Raw genomic sequence first — 15,971 nt, 5'->3', positions numbered from 1 at the left:
CATCTCCTGTCAGTTTGCGTGCTCTCAGGCCGCATCGTATTCGAAAAAATCCGGCAGCGAGGCAAATCGCGCCGTGTGGTGATCGACATCGCCGAGCGTCAGGTCGATGATCGACAGTCGCTTGAACAGATGGGCCGCCGCGACCTCGTTGGTCATGCCCATCCCGCCATGCAGCTGGATCGCCTGCTGCCCGACGAAACGCGCGGCTTGCCCCACCCGCACTTTCGCGGCGGACACCGCGCGGCGCCGTTGATTGGCGTCGTCGTCGGCATAGCGCAGCGCCGCCAGATAAGCCAGCGAGCGCGCCTGCTCGGTGTGGATCAGCATGTCGACCATGCGGTGCTGCAGCACCTGGAAACGCGCGATCGGCGTGCCGAACTGCTCGCGCGTGCGGGTGTAGTCGAGCGTCGCGCGATTGAGCGCGTCCAGCGCGCCGATCGCCTCGGCACAGAGCAGCACGATACCGTAATCGGCGATCCGCTCCAGCGTTTCGGCACCGCGACTGCCGTCGACGAGCCGGCGCGCGGGCGCGTTCGAGAAACGCAGCGTCGCCGCGCGCTGGCCGTCGATGGTTCGGTAATCCTCGACATCGGCACCGGCGGCATCGCGCTCGACCAGGAACAACGCGATCGCGCCATCGGGCTGCCGGGCCGGCACGATCCAGGCCTGCGCCTGGGCGCCGTGGCGAACCAGCGCCTTGCTGCCGCTGAGCCGGAAGCCGTCGCCGGCCGGCTCCGCACGCGAATCGATGGCGAGCAGCTCATAGCGCGCGCCGGGTTCGTCGAAGGCAACCGCCAGGCGGGCCTCACCGCCGGCCACGCGCGCCAGCAGCGCTCGATCGGCTTGATGCTCGCTGGCCGCGAGCCGCAGCGCCTCGGCGCCGACCGCCGTCGCCCAATACGGCTCGACCACCAGCGCGGCGCCCAGCGCCTGCATGGCCAACAGCATGTCGAGCGCGCCGCCGCCCAGGCCGCCGCTCGCCTCCGGTACCGGCAAGGCGGTCAGCCCCAACTCCGCGAACGCCCGCCATTGCTCGTCGGATACGCCCTCGCGCGAGGCGACGATGGCCTGGCGCGTCTCGAAACCGTAGCGCTGGCCGAGATAACGGCGCAACGCGTCGGCGAATTGCTGCTGTTCTTCGCTGAAAGTGAAGTCCATGCGTCGCTCCTCAGAGGCCCAGGATCATCTGCGCGATGATGTTCTTCTGGATTTCGTTCGACCCGCCGTAGATCGAGGTCTTGCGGAAATTGAAGTAATAGGCGGCAAGCGGTGCCGCGTCGTCGTCGCCGCTCACCGCGCGATCGCGCTCTCCTTCGAGGAAGGCCGGATCGAACGGCGCGGCTAGCGGCCCGATCGCGTCGACCATCAGCTCGGTCAGCGCCTGCTGGATCTCGGAGCCCTTGATCTTCAGCATCGAGGCCTCGGGGCCCGGCCCTCGCCCGCTCGCTTCCTGGCTGACCACGCGCAGCGCGGTCACCTCCAGCGCCATCAGGTCGATTTCCAGCGAGGCCACGCGGGCGGCGAACACCGGATCCTCCAGCAGGGAGCGGCCGTTGCGGCGCTGCCCGGCCGCGATGCGCTTGAGGAAGCGCAGTTCACGCTTCGAGGTGCCGACGCGCGCGATGCTGGTTCGCTCGTGGCCGAGCAGATACTTGGCATAGGTCCAGCCGCGGTTCTCCTCGCCGACGAGGTTCTCGACCGGCACCAGCACGTCCTCGAGGAACACCTCGTTGACTTCGTGCTCCTCGTCGAGCGTGATGATCGGCCTCACCGTGATGCCCGGCGTCTTCATGTCGATCAACAGGAAGGAGATGCCCTCCTGCTTCTTCACGGCCGTATCGGTACGCACCAGGCAGAACATCATGTCGGCATATTGGCCGAGCGTGGTCCAGGTCTTCTGGCCGTTGACGAGATAGTGATCGCCGCGCCGTTCGGCGCGCGTGCGCAGCGAGGCGAGGTCGGAACCCGAGCCGGGCTCGGAGTAACCCTGGCACCACCAGTCGCTGCCATCGAGGATGCGCGGCAGATAATGGCGCTTCTGGGCCTCGTTGCCATATTTCATCAGCACGGGCCCGACCATCGACACGCCGAAGGTCAGCGGCGACGGCGTGCCCGCGCGGGCGCACTCCTCGTCCCAGATGAAGCGCCGCGTCGCGTCCCAGCCCGGGCCGCCGTATTCGACGGGCCAGGCGGGCGCCGACCAGCCGCGCGTCGCGAGCCGGCGATGCCAGTCGAGATAATCCTCGCGGGACAGACGTTTGTGATTGAGTACCTTGTCGCGCAGCGTGCGAGGCAGGTTGGCCTCGAGCCAGGCGCGAACTTCGACGCGGAACGCGTCGTCGGCGGGGGAATGGTCCAGATCCATGCGCATGTCTCCTGGCCGCGGCCGGAGCGGCCGGCTGGAGACGACGCGCCGATCAGGAGACGATCATTGCAGCGGCTCTTTCAGTGCGGCCGGCACCGGTAGCGGCATCACGTCGATGCCTTCCTCGACGAGGGCGCGCGCATCCTCGGCCGAGGTCACGCCGCGAATATTGCGCGCAGGCGCCTCGTTGTAATGGATGCGTCGCGCTTCCTCGGCGAAGCGCTCGCCCACGTTCTCGGTCTTGTCCAGTACCTCGCGCAAGGCGCGCATCAGCTGCGCCTGCATCTGCCGCGGATCGGTTGCCGGCGCCTTTTCCTTCGTCGCGCCTGACAGGTTCAGGCGCGGCGCCGACGGCATCCGGCTGATTTCGGTCGCCCCGCAAACCGGACATTCGACCAGCTTGCGAGACAGCTGCGATTCGAAATCATCGGAAGACGCAAACCAGCCTTCGAAGCGATGGCCGTGCGTGCACTGTAAATCGAGGACCTTCATGCTGAATCGGGGCGTCTCGGGAGTGTACGCCCAATCGGAAGATTTAAGAACGACCGTGCTAAATCACGATCGAAATTCTCCGGGACGGGCCCGGACTGGCTGGATTGTAACGTGCGGGGAAATTTGGCGCCGAAGGCGGGTTCGGCGATGCGCGGCGGCAAGCACGGCCTCGCATCGCCGGGAATCAGCCGCTGCATTTATCAGGCGTGCTCGGCCGCGCCGAGCGGCCAGCTTCCCGACAAGGCCTTCTCCAGCCACATGGTGCCGATGATGGTCTTCACGTCGCTGATCTGGCCGGTGCGGATCCATTCGAGCAGCTCGGGCACGGTGGCCGTGAAGGTCTCGAGGAATTCGCCCTCGTCGAGCTGGCGCTCGCCGACCGTCAGGCCCTTCGCGAGATAGATGTCGATGAATTCGGTCGAGTAGGAAATGATCGGATGAATGCGCGTCAGGTAGAAATACTCGCGCGCCGTATAACCGGTTTCCTCTCGCAGTTCGCGCACCGCGCAAGCCAGCGAGCCTTCCTGCGGATCGAGCTTGCCGGCCGGATACTCGGCCATCACCTTGCCGATCGGATAGCGGAACTGGCTTTCCATCAGCACGCGGCCATCGTCGAACAACGGGATCACCATCACGGCGCCCGGATGGCGGATGTACTCGCGCGTCGCGTGCTTGCCGTCGGGCAGGCGCACCGTGTCGCGCTTCACTTTCAGGAAATGGCCGTCGAGAATGGATTCGCTTTCGACGCAGACTTCGGTCAGTTTGTCGTCGTGATTCGGTAATTCGGCCATCGTCGGCTCCAAGGTTGGACGCGACGGCCGAGCGCCGTCAGCGTCGTTTGACGAGATACTGGAACGTGAAGCCGGGGAACGCGAACACCACGAACAGGCTGAAGGTGATCGCGTAGAACTGCCAGCCCTGTTCGAAGCGGTTGCCGGCGCGGGACTCGAGCCAGAAGCCGAGCACGCCGACCACGAAGTACAGCACGATCATCTCGGCGATCCGCCACCACCCGCTCTTGCGGGCAGCGGCGCCGACCGGGATGAAGGCGAAGGCCCGCTGATTCACGAACGGCAGGTTGGCGCCCAGCAGCGCCAACAACACGATGAACCAACCGGCTGCCGACATTTCAGAGCGGCAGCGTATGGCTGATGGCCTGCAGGCAGACCTCCATCAGCTGGCCGGGCATGATGCCGAGCACGAGCACGGCCAGGCCGTTGAGCAGCAGCACCGCGCGGTTCGCCGTGTCGCTCATGATCGGGTTCGTGTCCTGGGGCGCATCGAAGTACATCAGCTTCACGATACGCAGATAGTAGAACGCGCCGAACAACGAACTGATGACACCGAGGATCGCGAGCCAGGTCAGGCCGGCGTTGATGGTGGCCTCGAGCACCGCGAGCTTGGCGTAGAAGCCCACCGTCGGCGGAATGCCGGCCAGCGAGAACATCATCAGCATCATCACGAAGGCGAACACCGGGCTACGCTTGTTGAGGCCCTTGAAATCCTCGAGCGTTTCCGCCTCGAAATCGCGGCGGGCCAGCAGCATCACGATGCCGAAGGCGCCGAGCGTGGTGAGCAGGTAGACGATCGAGTAGAACATCGCCGAGCTGTAGGCGGTGGCCGTGAAGGCCGGGCTGCCCTTCACCACGCCCGAGAGCAGGCCGAGCAGCACGAAGCCCATGTTCGAGATCGCCGAGTAGGCCAGCATCCGCTTGACGTTGCGCTGGACGATACCGGTGATGTTGCCGACGATCAGCGACAGCGCCGCCAGGATCACCAGCATCTGCTGCCAGTCCGCCGCCAGCGGCAGCAGGCCCATCACCAGGAAGCGCAGGCCCCAGGCGAAGGCCGCCACCTTCGGGCCGCCGCCGGTCATGAGCGACATCGCCGTGGGCGCGCCCTGGTAGACGTCGGGCACCCACATGTGGAACGGCACCGCGCCGAGCTTGAAGGCCACGCCGGCGATGATGAAGATCACGCCGAACAGCAGCACGATATTGTTGATGCGACCCGAGGCGACGGCATTGAGCACGTCCTGCAACTCGAGCGAGCCGGTGGCGCCATACACCATCGAGATGCCGTACAGCACGAAGCCGGAAGCCAGCGCGCCGAGCACGTAGTACTTCATCGCCGCCTCACTCGACTGGGCACCGTCGCGGCGCAGCGCGATCAGCGCGTAGAGCGACAGCGACATCAGTTCGAGGCCGAGGTAGAGCGTCAGGAAGTTGTTGCCCGAGATCATCACCAACTGGCCGAGCAGCGAGAACATCCCGAGCAGGAACACGTCACCGCGGAACAGGCCCCGGTCCGACAGGTAGCGCCGCGAGTAGATCATCGAGGCCGCGAAGCCAATCGACACGACCGCCTTCATCACGCTCGAGAAGGCGTCGACCACCACCATCCGCGAGAAGAAGTAGTACTGGTGCGGGTCGAGCGCCTGGAACGCGAACCACACACCGGCGACAACGGACGAGACGACCGCGATCAGGTACGTGAGACGGCGGCCGGACTCGCCGGAGAGGGTGTCGTTGATCCACGCCAGAATGATGGCGAGCATCACGAGCGCGTCGGGCAACAGGGCATTCATAGGTGCGTTTTGCATGGTCTTGGTTTCCTCCGCCCACACTTACTGCTGGGCCAGCGGCAGCTTGGATTGCGCAACGTGAGAGAGGAGATTTTCTACGGAAACGTGCATCACGTCGGTGAAGGGCTTGGGATACAGGCCCATCAGCAGCGTGAATGCGGCCAGCACGGCGAGCATCGAGAATTCGCGTGCGCCGATATCCTTCAGCGTCCTTACCTTCTCGTTGACCACCTTGCCGAAATAGACGCGCTTGTACATCCACAGCGTGTAGCCCGCGCCGAGAATCAGCGTGAGGCCCGCGCCGAACGCGATCCAGAAATTGAACTTCACCGAGGCGAGGATCACCATGAACTCGCCGACGAAGCCCGAGGTGCCGGGCAGGCCGCAGTTGGCCATCGCGAACAGCAAGGCGAAGGTGGCGAACTTCGGCATCACGTTCACCACCCCGCCGTACTCGGCGATATTGCGCGTATGCAGGCGATCGTACAACACGCCGATGCAAAGGAACATCGCGCCGGACACGAAACCGTGCGAGATCATCTGCACGATCGCGCCCTCGATGCCGAGCTGGCTGAAGATGAAGAAGCCGAGCGTGACGAAGCCCATGTGGGCGATCGACGAATAGGCGACCAGCTTCTTCATGTCGGTCTGCACCATCGCGACCAGGCCGATGTAGATCACGGCAATCAGGGACAGCACGATCACGACCGGGGCCAGATAGTGCGCCGCATCGGGCGTGACGGGCAGGGAGAAGCGCAGGAAGCCGTAGGCGCCGAGCTTGAGCATGATCGCCGCCAGCACCACCGAGCCGCCGGTCGGCGCCTCCACGTGCGCGTCGGGCAGCCAGGTGTGGACCGGCCACATCGGCACCTTCACCGCGAAGGCGAGGAAGAACGCCCCGAACAGCAGCAACTGCGGCGTCATCGCCAGCTTGGCGCCCTGCCAGGCCGCGAGGTCGAAGGTATGCGTCTCGCGGTACAGGTAGATCAGCGCGATCAGCATCAGCAGCGAGCCGGCCAGCGTGTAGAGGAAGAACTTGAAGGCCGCGTAGACGCGGTTCGGGCCGCCCCAGACGCCGATGATGATGTACATCGGAATCAGCGTGGCTTCGAAGAACACGTAGAACAGCAGGCCGTCGGCCGCCGAGAACACCCCGATCATGATGCCCGAGAGCATCAGGAACGAAGCCAGGTACTGCGAGACGTTCTCGGTGATGACTTCCCAGCCGGCCACCACCACGATGACCGTGATCAGCGCCGTGAGCACGACGAACCACATCGAGATGCCGTCGACGCCGAGGTGATACGAAACATTGAAGCGGTCGATCCAGATCGCGTTCTCTTCGAACTGAAGAGCCGCGGTGCTCGGATCGAAACCGGTGATGAGCGGAATCGTGACTGCAAACCCGAGCAGCGAACCGATCAGCGCGACCCAGCGGGCCACGCCGGGCTTCCGGTCGGTGCCCACGGCCAGGATGAGCAGGCCAAACACGATCGGAAGCCAAATGGCGGTACTGAGAATCGGAAATGCGGACATGAGTGGGTTCCTCTCCTTTTCTTATTTGCCGCCGAGCGTAACAAACAGGGTAAGGAGACCCAACATGCCAATGATCATCGCGAACGCGTAGTGATAGATGTAGCCGGACTGCAGGAAGCGAATCACGCCGGCGAACCAGCTGACGAATCGTGCGCTCCCATTGACGACTCCATCGATCACCACGACGTCGCCCTCTTTCCACAGGCCTCGGCCGACCGCGACCGAGCCCCTGGCGAACACGACCTCGTTGATCTTGTCCATGTAGTATTTGTTGTCAAGCAGCGTATAGATCGGACCGGCCGCGCGGCGGATCGCCGCCGAAAGGTCCGGGCGCTTCAGATACAGGAACCAGGCAACGACCACGCCTGCGAGCGCGAGCCAGGCCGGCAGGCCCGACACCGAATGCAGGCCCATCGCGGCCCAGCCGTGGAATTCATCGGCCATCTCGGCGAGCGCCGGATGGTTCTGGCCGATGAAGATCACCTTGTCGAACGCCACGCCGTGCTGGAAGAAGTCGCCGAACAGCATCGGGCCGATCGCCACGCCGCCGATCAGCACGGACGGAATAGCGAGCAGCACCAGCGGCACCCAGACGACCCACGAGGTCTCGTGCGGTTCATGTGCGTGATCGTCGTGGCCGTGCGCGTCATGCTCATGCCCTTGCGCGGCGGCCTTGCCCATCGGCGAATCGGGATGCTTCGGCTTGCGGAAGCGCTCCTCGCCGTGGAACACCAGGAAATACATGCGGAACGAGTACAGCGCCGTCACGAACACGCTCGCGACCACCGCGAAGTATGCGAAACCCGAACCCGGCAGATGCGAGAGCTTGACCGCATCGATGATCGAGTCCTTCGAGTAGAAGCCCGAGAAGAACGGCGTGCCGATCAGCGCCAGCGAACCGATCAGCGATGTGATCCAGGTGATCGGCATGTACTTGCGCAGGCCGCCCATGTTGCGGATGTCCTGGTCGTGGTGCATGCCGATGATGACCGAGCCCGCCGCGAGGAACAGCAGCGCCTTGAAGAAGGCGTGCGTCATCAGGTGGAACACGGCGACCGGGTAGGCCGACACGCCCAGCGCGACCGTCATGTAGCCGAGCTGCGAGAGCGTCGAGTACGCGACCACGCGCTTGATGTCGTTCTGGATCACGCCGAGGAAGCCCATGAACAGCGCGGTGATGGCGCCGATCACGGTGATGAAGGAGAGCGCGGCGTCCGACAGCTCGAACAGCGGCGACATGCGCGTGACCATGAACACGCCGGCCGTCACCATGGTGGCCGCGTGGATCAGCGCCGAGATCGGCGTCGGGCCTTCCATCGAATCGGGCAGCCAGACGTGCAGCGGGAACTGTGCCGACTTGCCCATCGCGCCGATGAACAGGCAGATGCAGGCCACCGTCAGCAGGCCCCAGTCGGTGCCCGGGAAGTGCATCGCGGCCAGCGCGTTGCTCTTGGCGAACACTTCGCCGTAGTTCATCGAGCCGCCATAGGCCAGCAGCAGGCCGATGCCGAGCAGGAAGCCGAAATCGCCGACGCGGTTGACGATGAACGCCTTCATGTTGGCGTAGATCGCGCTTTCCCGCGTGTAGTAGAAACCGATCAGCAGGTAGGACACGAGGCCGACCGCCTCCCAGCCGAAGAACAGCTGGAGGAAGTTGTTGCTCATCACGAGCATCAGCATCGAGAACGTGAACAGCGAGATGTAGGAGAAGAAGCGCTGGTAGCCGTCCTCCTCTTCCATGTAGCCGATCGTGTAGATGTGCACCATCAGCGAGACGAAGGTGACCACCACCATCATCATCGCGGTCAGCGAATCGACGAGGAAGCCGATCTCGAGCTTGAGCGGCCCGACCTGCATCCATTCGTAGACGGTGGCATTGAAGCTCGCGCCGTCCATCACCTGCAGGAACACCAGGCAGGACAGGACGAAGGAGATCAGGACGCCGAGGATGGTCACGCGGTGCGCGCCCTTGCGGCCGACGGTATTGCCGAACAGGCCGGCGATGATCGAGCCGGCGAGCGGCGCCAGCGGGATCGCCAGCAGCGTGGTTTCGTTGAGTGTGGTCGACATAGCAGACTCGCCTGAAATTAGCCCTTGAGCTGGTCGAGATCCTCGACATTGATGGTGTCGAGTTTGCGGAACAGCGTCACCAGAATCGCGAGGCCGATTGCCGCTTCCGCCGCTGCAACCGTGAGCACGAAGAACACGAAGATCTGTCCGTGCACGTCCCCGAGATAATGCGAGAACGCGACGAAGTTCGTATTGACCGCGAGCAGCATCAGCTCGATCGCCATCAGGATCACGATGATGTTGCGGCGGTTCAGGAAGATGCCGACGATGCTGATCGCGAACAGGATCGCGCCGAGCACCAGGTAGTGGGCAAGAGTCAGGTTCAACATGGTTGGGTTCTCCTCCGCTCAGCTCTTGGTGGCCGCGGCGGGATCGGCCGCGGCGGGTGCCGCTTCCGGCGCGGGCGGCTTCTCGGCCGCCATCTTCACGAGACGCACGCGATCCTGGCGGCGCACGCTGACCTGGTCGGACACGCGCTGGCGCTTGCGCTCCTTGCCGCGGCCCGAGGTCAGCGAAACCGCCGCGATGATCGCGACCAGCAGCACCAGGCCGGCGATTTCGAAGGCGAAGATGTAGTCGGTGTAGATCACCTTGCCGATCAGTTGCGTGTTGGTCATGTTGGCGAGCGCGCCGGAGGCGATCTCGCGCACCGGCGAGGACGTCGCGCCGTAGCCGCGCCAGAGGATCAGCGCGGTCTCGACCACGATGATCGCGCCCACCACGGTGGCCATCGGCACGAAGCGGCGGAAGTCGCGGCGCAGCACGTCGGTGTTGATGTCGAGCATCATCACCACGAACAGGAACAGCACCATCACCGCGCCGACGTAGACGAGCACCAGCAGGATGGCGAGGAACTCGGCCTCGAGCAGCATCCAGATCGCGGCGGCGTTGAAGAACGCGAGGACGAGGAAGAGCGCGGAAGCCACGGGGTTGCGCGCGGTGATCACCTTCAGCCCCGAGATCACCAGCAGCAGCGAGAAGATGTAGAAGAGTACGGTCGTGAAGTCCATGGTTACCGGTTCATCGTTTAGGCCTTGGTCAGGCACGGTTCTCGGGCACTGCGACGTGCCGCGCACCGTTGCCGCGGCGGCTCGGGCCGGCCCCTGGGGCCGGCCGGTCCTGCATTAGCGATACGGCGCGTCGGCGGCCTTGGCGGCCGCGATGTCCGTCTCGTAGCGGTCGCCCACCGCGAGCAGCATTTCCTTGGTGAAATACAGGTCGCCGCGCTTTTCGCCGTGGTACTCGAGGATCTGCGTCTCGACGATCGAATCGACCGGGCAGCTTTCCTCGCAGAAGCCGCAGAAGATGCACTTGGTCAGGTCGATGTCGTAGCGCGTGGTGCGGCGCGTGTTGTCGGCGCGCACCTGCGATTCGATGGTGATCGCCATCGCCGGGCACACGGCCTCGCAGAGCTTGCAGGCGATGCAGCGCTCCTCGCCGTTTTCGTAGCGGCGCAGCGCGTGCAGCCCGCGAAAACGCGGCGAGATCGGCGTCTTCTCTTCCGGGAACTGCACCGTGATCTTCCGCTTGAAGGTGTAGCGGCCCGTCATCGCGAGCCCCTTCACCAGTTCGGTCAGGAAGAAGGTCTTAAAGAATTGTTGGATTGCCGTCATGATGGGATCCGCCCTCTCAATTCCAGATATTCAGCGGCGACATCATCCAGAAGCCGACCACGACCACCCAGATCACGCAGATCGGCAGGAAGATCTTCCAGCCCAGGCGCATGATCTGGTCGTAACGGAAACGCGGGAACGTGGCGCGCACCCAGATGAAGACCGACAGCAGCATGAAGATCTTCAGCACCAGCCAGACCACGCCCGGGATGAAGTGCAGGAAGCTGAACGGCGCGTCCCAGCCGCCGAGGAACAGCGTCGCCGCGAGCGCCGAGATCACGATCATGTTGATGTACTCGGCGAGGAAGAACAGCGCGAAGCCCATCCCCGAGTAATCGATCATGTGACCGGCCACGATTTCCGATTCGCCTTCCACCACGTCGAACGGGTGGCGATTCGTTTCCGCGATGCCCGAGATGAAGTAGATGACGAACACCGGCAGCAGCGGCAGCCAGTTCCAGGACATGAAGTTGATGCCGTGGTGCGCGAAGTAGCCGTGCTGCTGCGAGACCACGATGTCCGAGAAATTCAGGCTGCCGGCCGTCATCAGCACCAGCACCAGGGCGAAGCCCATCGAGATTTCGTAGGACACCATCTGCGCGGCCGCGCGCATCGCGCCGAGGAACGCGTACTTCGAGTTGGAGGCCCAGCCGGCCAGGATCACCGCGTAGACGCCGATCGAGGAAATCGCCATCGCGTAGAGCAGGCCGGCGTTGATGTTGGCGAGCACTGCGCCGGCCTGGAACGGAATCACCGCCCAGACCGCGAAGGCCGGCACCACCGTCATGACCGGCGCGATCAGGTAGAGCCAGCGGCTGGCCGCGCTCGGCTGGATCACTTCCTTGAGCAGCAGCTTGAGCACGTCGGCGATCGGCTGCAGCAGGCCGCCGGGGCCGACCCGGTTCGGGCCGAGACGCACGTGCATCCAGCCGATCAGTTTGCGTTCCCAGAGAATCAGGTAGGCGACGCTGAGCAGGATCACCACGCAGACCACCAGGATCCGCACCAGCGCCCAGACGGTCGGCCATGCCGCGCCGAGCAGCTCGGTACCACCCGAATTGATCGTATCGAACAAGCTCATTTACGCCTTCTCCACCACGAGTTCACCGGACAGGCCGCCGAGTGCCGCACCGGCGGGCGTGGCAGCCGACACGCGGACCACCGTTTCGGCCAGGTTCGCGTCACGCACCGCCGGCAACTGCACCGAGCGGCTGCCCTGGCTGATGCGCACCGCATCGCCGTCGCTCAGGCCGAGGCGGTCGAACAGCGCGGCCGGCAGGCCCGCAGAATGCGCCGCCTTGGCCGCCACCGTCAGGTGCAGCGCGCCGGCACGGCGCGAGAGCGGATCGGCGTGATAGATCGGCACGTCGGCCAGGCGCTCGAAACCGCCGTTGGCCGATGCCGACTGGGTCGCGCGGGCCGGCTGCGCGGCCGCGGCATTCGATAGGCGCGAGGCTCGGTCGCCGTCGCCGAGCGCGGCGAGCCGCACTTCGTCCGAGGTTTCGTATTCGAAGTTCGGCAGGCCCAGCAGGCTGCCCAGCACGCGCAGCACCTTCCAGCCCGGGCGCGTATCGCCGAGCGGGCGCACCACGCCGTTGAACGACTGGGCACGGCCTTCCGCGTTGACGTAGGTGCCGGCCGTCTCGGTGAAGGGCGCGATCGGCAGCAGCACGTCGGCGTACTCGGCACCGATCTTGAACGGCGACATCACCACCACCATCTCGGCCTGCTCGAGCGCGGCGCGCGCGGCGATCGGATCGGCCGTGTCGAACTCGGGTTCGACGTTGAGCAGCAGGTAGCCCTTGCGCGGCTGCGCGAATGCTTCGCGCGCATTCAGGCCGCCCTCGCCCGGCAGCGCGCCGACCAGGTGCGCGCCGACCGTGTTGGCCGCTTCGGTCAGGAAACCGAGCGTGGCACCGCTGTGTTCGGCGATCCACTGCGCGACGGCATGAATCTGCGCGAACTGAGGATGCTGGACCACGCCGTTGCCGAGCAGCACCACGCGGCGTTCGCCGGCGGCAAGCGCCTTGGCCAGGCTCTGCGCCTCGCTCGAGGCCTCGACGCCTGCCAGCGATGCCGGTAGCTCAGCGCCGCTCGCCTGGGCGACCGCGGCGGCGATGCCGGCCAGCATGTCGAGCCAGGCCGACGGCGCAGCGACGATGCGCTTCGCGCTCGGGATCAGGGCGTCGTCGCCCGTGGCATGCAGCAGGTGGATTTGAGCGCCGGCCTTGGCGGCCTGGCGCAGGCGCGCGGCGAACAGCGGATGATCGCGGCGCAGCGTCGAGCCGACCACGAAGGCGGTATCGACATTGGTCAATTCGGCGATCGGCATGCCCAGCCACGGCGCACCCGCCATCGGCGCCGAGAAATCGGTCTGGCGCAGGCGGAAGTCGACGTTCGGCACCTTCAGCTCGTGGGCCAGTTGCTTGACCAGGAACAGTTCCTCGACCGTGCTGTGCGGGCTCGCGAGCGCGGCCAGCGCATTGGCGCCGTGATCGGCCGCGATGCCCTTGAGGCCCTTCGCGACGTATTCGAGCGCGGTCTGCCAATCGGTCTCGATCCACTCGCCGCCCTGCTTCAGCATCGGCTTGGTCAGGCGATCCTCGCTATTGAGGCCTTCGTAGGAGAAACGGTCCTTGTCGGAGATCCAGCACTCGTTGACTGCTTCGTTCTCGAGCGGCAGCACGCGCATCACGCGGTTGTTCTTGACCTGCACGACCAGGTTCGCGCCCACCGAATCATGCGGGCTGACCGACTTGCGGCGCGACAGCTCCCAGGTGCGGGCGCTGAAGCGGAACGGCTTGCTCGTCAGCGCACCGACCGGGCACAGATCGATCATGTTGCCGGACAGCTCGGAATCGACAGTCTTGCCGACGAAGGTGGTGATTTCCGAGTGCTCGCCGCGGCCCAGCATGCCGAACTCCATCACCCCGGCCACTTCCTCGCCGAAGCGCACGCAGCGCGTGCAGTGGATGCAGCGCGACATCTCTTCCATCGAGATCAGCGGGCCGACGTTCTTGTGGAACACCACGCGCTTCTCCTCGCGATAGCGCGAGGCCGACTTGCCGTAACCGACCGCCAGATCCTGCAGCTGGCACTCACCGCCCTGGTCGCAGATCGGGCAATCGAGCGGGTGATTGATCAGCAGGAACTCCATCACGGCCTGCTGCGCCTTGACCGCCTTTTCCGAGTGCGTGCGCACGATCATCCCGGCCGACACCGGGGTCGCGCAGGCCGGCACGGCCTTCGGCATCTTCTCGACGTCAACGAGACACATGCGGCAGTTCGCCGCAACCGACAGCTTTTTGTGGTAGCAGAAGTGGGGAATATACTTGTCTGCCTTGTGTGCAGCCTGGATCACCATGCTGCCTTCGGGCACCTCGACCGTCTTCCCGTCTATCTCAAGTTCAACCATGATGATGTATGGTCCTTAGCCTTTAGCGCTCGCTCGCGCTCTCGCCCGTCGGGGCGCTGATGTTCCGCAATCGGGTTTCGCTTCAGGCCGCCGCGGCGACGCTGCCGTGCGAATGCTCGCCGACCATGCAATGCTTGTGCTCGACGTGATACGCGAACTCGTCCCAGTAGTGCTTCAGCATGCCGCGCACCGGCATGGCCGCCGCGTCGCCGAGCGCGCAGATGGTGCGGCCCATGATGTTCTCGGCCACCGAGTTCAGCAGGTCCAGGTCCTCGACTCGGCCCTCGCCGTTCTCGATGCGCTTCACCACGCGATAGAGCCAGCCCGTGCCTTCGCGGCACGGCGTGCACTGGCCGCACGACTCCTCATGGTAGAAGTACGACAGGCGCATCAGCGAGCGCACCATGCAGCGCGTCTCGTCCATCACGATCACCGCGCCCGACCCGAGCATCGACCCTGCCTTCGCGATCGAGTCGTAGTCCATGTCGGTCTGCATCATCATCTCGCCGGGGATCACCGGCGCCGACGAACCGCCCGGGATCACCGCCTTCAACTTGCGTCCGCCGCGCATCCCGCCGGCCAGCTCGAGCAGCGCCGCGAATGGCGTGCCCAGCGGCACCTCGTAGTTGCCGGGACGCTCGACGTCGCCCGACACCGAATAGATCTTGGTGCCACCGTTGTTCGGCTTGCCGATCTCGAGGTAGGCCTGGGGGCCGACCGTCAGCAGGAACGGCACCGCCGCGAAGGTTTCCGCGTTGTTGATGGTGGTCGGCTTGCCGTATACGCCAAAGCTCGCCGGGAACGGCGGCTTGAAGCGCGGCTGGCCCTTCTTGCCTTCGAGCGATTCGAGCAGCGCGGTTTCCTCGCCGCACACATAGGCACCGTAACCATGGTGCGCATGCAGTTGGAACGAGAATTCCGAACCGAGGATGTTGTTGCCGAGATAACCGGCCGCGCGCGCCTCTTCCAGGGCTTCCTCGAAGCGTCGATAGACCTCGAAGATTTCACCGTGGATGTAGTTGTAGCCGGCCGTGATGCCCATCGCATAGGCGCCGATCGCCATGCCCTCGATCACCGAGTGCGGGTTCCAGCGCAGGATGTCGCGATCCTTGAAGGTGCCCGGCTCGCCCTCGTCCGAGTTGCAGACCAGGTACTTCTGGCCCGGGAACTGGCGCGGCATGAAGCTCCACTTCAGGCCGGTCGGGAAACCCGCGCCGCCGCGGCCGCGCAGGCCCGAGGCCTTGACGTCGGCAATCACCTGCTCGGGGGGGATCTTTTCTTCGATGATGCGGCGCAGTTGCTTGTAGCCACCGCGCGCGACGTAGTCTTCGAGACGCCAGTTCTCGCCGTTCAGGTTGGCGAGGATCAGCGGTTTGATGTGACGGTCGTGGAGGGACGTCATTTCGAAAGCTCCTCAAGAAGCTGGTCGATCTTCTCTCGGCTCATGAAGCTGCACATCTTGTGATTGTTGAGCAGCAGCACCGGCGCGTCGCCGCAGGCGCCGAAACATTCGCCTTCCTTCAGCGAGAACCTGCCGTCGGGCGTGGTTTCGCCGAAATCGATACCGAGCTTCTGCTTCAGATAGTCGGCCGTGGCCTCGGCGCCGCCATGCGGCCCGAGCTGGCACGGGAGATTCGTGCAGAGCGTGAGCTTGTGCTTCCCGACCGGCTTCAGTTCGTACATCGTGTAGAACGTCGCGACCTCCTGCACGGCGACGGCCGGCATGCCGAGATAATCCGCGACGAACTGCATCAGTTCGGGCGACAGCCAGCCGTGCTCGTCCTGAGCGACGGCCAGGGCCGACATCACGGCGGACTGTTTCTGATCGGCGGGATATTTCGCAATCACGCGATCGATTTCTTTCAGGCCTTCAGCTGAGATCATTTTCAGACACGA

Annotated in this window: 15 protein-coding genes; all 15 read right to left on the bottom strand. The window is 64.8% G+C overall.

Annotation, left to right across the window (positions count from 1 at the left end; translation table 11 throughout):
• Positions 1-24 precede the first annotated feature (24 nt).
• Positions 25-1,158, bottom strand: coding sequence for an acyl-CoA dehydrogenase family protein (locus tag FB600_RS22865; protein ID WP_145757379.1), 1,134 nt, complete (start codon positions 1,156-1,158; stop codon positions 25-27).
• Between the two features lie 10 nt (positions 1,159-1,168).
• Positions 1,169-2,365 carry an acyl-CoA dehydrogenase family protein gene (locus FB600_RS22860; RefSeq protein ID WP_096750743.1) on the bottom strand — a complete coding sequence of 399 codons (1,197 nt, stop codon included), beginning with the start codon at positions 2,363-2,365 and terminating at the stop codon, positions 1,169-1,171.
• A 63-nt stretch (positions 2,366-2,428) separates the two neighbouring features.
• Positions 2,429-2,857, bottom strand: a complete 429-nt coding sequence (locus FB600_RS22855; protein WP_013698850.1) for a DUF1178 family protein — start codon at positions 2,855-2,857, stop codon at positions 2,429-2,431.
• A 200-nt stretch (positions 2,858-3,057) separates the two neighbouring features.
• Complete coding sequence (locus FB600_RS22850) at positions 3,058-3,648, bottom strand: NUDIX domain-containing protein (protein WP_096750742.1); 591 nt, start codon at positions 3,646-3,648, stop codon at positions 3,058-3,060.
• A gap of 37 nt (positions 3,649-3,685) precedes the next feature.
• Positions 3,686-3,985, bottom strand: a complete 300-nt coding sequence (locus FB600_RS22845) for a DUF2818 family protein (protein ID WP_013698852.1) — start codon at positions 3,983-3,985, stop codon at positions 3,686-3,688.
• Between the two features lies 1 nt (position 3,986).
• Positions 3,987-5,444, bottom strand: coding sequence for an NADH-quinone oxidoreductase subunit NuoN (nuoN, locus tag FB600_RS22840; RefSeq protein ID WP_025096460.1), 1,458 nt, complete (start codon positions 5,442-5,444; stop codon positions 3,987-3,989).
• Positions 5,445-5,483: 39 nt separating this feature from the next.
• Positions 5,484-6,977: an NADH-quinone oxidoreductase subunit M gene (locus FB600_RS22835; RefSeq protein WP_145757378.1), complete on the bottom strand. Its 1,494-nt coding sequence runs from the start codon at positions 6,975-6,977 to the stop codon at positions 5,484-5,486.
• Positions 6,978-6,998: 21 nt separating this feature from the next.
• Complete coding sequence (gene nuoL / locus FB600_RS22830) at positions 6,999-9,047, bottom strand: NADH-quinone oxidoreductase subunit L (RefSeq protein ID WP_145757377.1); 2,049 nt, start codon at positions 9,045-9,047, stop codon at positions 6,999-7,001.
• Positions 9,048-9,064: 17 nt separating this feature from the next.
• Positions 9,065-9,376: an NADH-quinone oxidoreductase subunit NuoK gene (nuoK, locus tag FB600_RS22825; RefSeq protein ID WP_013698856.1), complete on the bottom strand. Its 312-nt coding sequence runs from the start codon at positions 9,374-9,376 to the stop codon at positions 9,065-9,067.
• Positions 9,377-9,394: 18 nt separating this feature from the next.
• Positions 9,395-10,057 (bottom strand): NADH-quinone oxidoreductase subunit J, encoded by a 663-nt coding sequence (locus FB600_RS22820; protein ID WP_013698857.1) that lies wholly within the window; start codon positions 10,055-10,057, stop codon positions 9,395-9,397.
• A gap of 114 nt (positions 10,058-10,171) precedes the next feature.
• On the bottom strand, positions 10,172-10,660 hold the full coding sequence (gene nuoI / locus FB600_RS22815) for an NADH-quinone oxidoreductase subunit NuoI (protein ID WP_145757376.1): 489 nt from the start codon (positions 10,658-10,660) through the stop codon (positions 10,172-10,174).
• A gap of 16 nt (positions 10,661-10,676) precedes the next feature.
• Complete coding sequence (gene nuoH / locus FB600_RS22810) at positions 10,677-11,741, bottom strand: NADH-quinone oxidoreductase subunit NuoH (protein WP_036035423.1); 1,065 nt, start codon at positions 11,739-11,741, stop codon at positions 10,677-10,679.
• Positions 11,742-14,075: an NADH-quinone oxidoreductase subunit NuoG gene (gene nuoG, locus FB600_RS22805; protein WP_098181723.1), complete on the bottom strand. Its 2,334-nt coding sequence runs from the start codon at positions 14,073-14,075 to the stop codon at positions 11,742-11,744.
• 82 nt (positions 14,076-14,157) lie between these two features.
• Positions 14,158-15,477, bottom strand: coding sequence for an NADH-quinone oxidoreductase subunit NuoF (nuoF, locus tag FB600_RS22800; protein WP_013698861.1), 1,320 nt, complete (start codon positions 15,475-15,477; stop codon positions 14,158-14,160).
• Entirely contained in the window at positions 15,474-15,959 is a 486-nt protein-coding gene (gene nuoE / locus FB600_RS22795; RefSeq protein WP_013698862.1) for an NADH-quinone oxidoreductase subunit NuoE, read from the bottom strand. Before nuoE ends, nuoF begins: the two co-directional genes overlap by 4 nt.
• Positions 15,960-15,971: the final 12 nt, after the last annotated feature.

Source organism: Burkholderia sp. SJZ089 (assembly GCF_007828315.1).
Taxonomy (GTDB): domain Bacteria; phylum Pseudomonadota; class Gammaproteobacteria; order Burkholderiales; family Burkholderiaceae; genus Burkholderia; species Burkholderia gladioli.
Note: the sequence above shows the minus strand (reverse complement) of the source record. Positions and strands in the feature narration are given on the sequence as shown.

What these genes read in the sequence shown, in the direction of transcription:
- FB600_RS22865 (WP_145757379.1), bottom strand. Translation starts at nt 1,158, where the DNA reads ATGGACTTCACTTTCAGCGAAGAACAGCAGCAATTCGCCGACGCGTTG.
- FB600_RS22860 (WP_096750743.1), bottom strand. Translation starts at nt 2,365, where the DNA reads ATGGATCTGGACCATTCCCCCGCCGACGACGCGTTCCGCGTCGAAGTT.
- FB600_RS22855 (WP_013698850.1), bottom strand. Translation starts at nt 2,857, where the DNA reads ATGAAGGTCCTCGATTTACAGTGCACGCACGGCCATCGCTTCGAAGGC.
- FB600_RS22850 (WP_096750742.1), bottom strand. Translation starts at nt 3,648, where the DNA reads ATGGCCGAATTACCGAATCACGACGACAAACTGACCGAAGTCTGCGTC.
- FB600_RS22845 (WP_013698852.1), bottom strand. Translation starts at nt 3,985, where the DNA reads ATGTCGGCAGCCGGTTGGTTCATCGTGTTGTTGGCGCTGCTGGGCGCC.
- nuoN (WP_025096460.1), bottom strand. Translation starts at nt 5,444, where the DNA reads ATGAATGCCCTGTTGCCCGACGCGCTCGTGATGCTCGCCATCATTCTG.
- FB600_RS22835 (WP_145757378.1), bottom strand. Translation starts at nt 6,977, where the DNA reads ATGTCCGCATTTCCGATTCTCAGTACCGCCATTTGGCTTCCGATCGTG.
- nuoL (WP_145757377.1), bottom strand. Translation starts at nt 9,047, where the DNA reads ATGTCGACCACACTCAACGAAACCACGCTGCTGGCGATCCCGCTGGCG.
- nuoK (WP_013698856.1), bottom strand. Translation starts at nt 9,376, where the DNA reads ATGTTGAACCTGACTCTTGCCCACTACCTGGTGCTCGGCGCGATCCTG.
- FB600_RS22820 (WP_013698857.1), bottom strand. Translation starts at nt 10,057, where the DNA reads ATGGACTTCACGACCGTACTCTTCTACATCTTCTCGCTGCTGCTGGTG.
- nuoI (WP_145757376.1), bottom strand. Translation starts at nt 10,660, where the DNA reads ATGACGGCAATCCAACAATTCTTTAAGACCTTCTTCCTGACCGAACTG.
- nuoH (WP_036035423.1), bottom strand. Translation starts at nt 11,741, where the DNA reads ATGAGCTTGTTCGATACGATCAATTCGGGTGGTACCGAGCTGCTCGGC.
- nuoG (WP_098181723.1), bottom strand. Translation starts at nt 14,075, where the DNA reads ATGGTTGAACTTGAGATAGACGGGAAGACGGTCGAGGTGCCCGAAGGC.
- nuoF (WP_013698861.1), bottom strand. Translation starts at nt 15,477, where the DNA reads ATGACGTCCCTCCACGACCGTCACATCAAACCGCTGATCCTCGCCAAC.
- nuoE (WP_013698862.1), bottom strand. Translation starts at nt 15,959, where the DNA reads ATGATCTCAGCTGAAGGCCTGAAAGAAATCGATCGCGTGATTGCGAAA.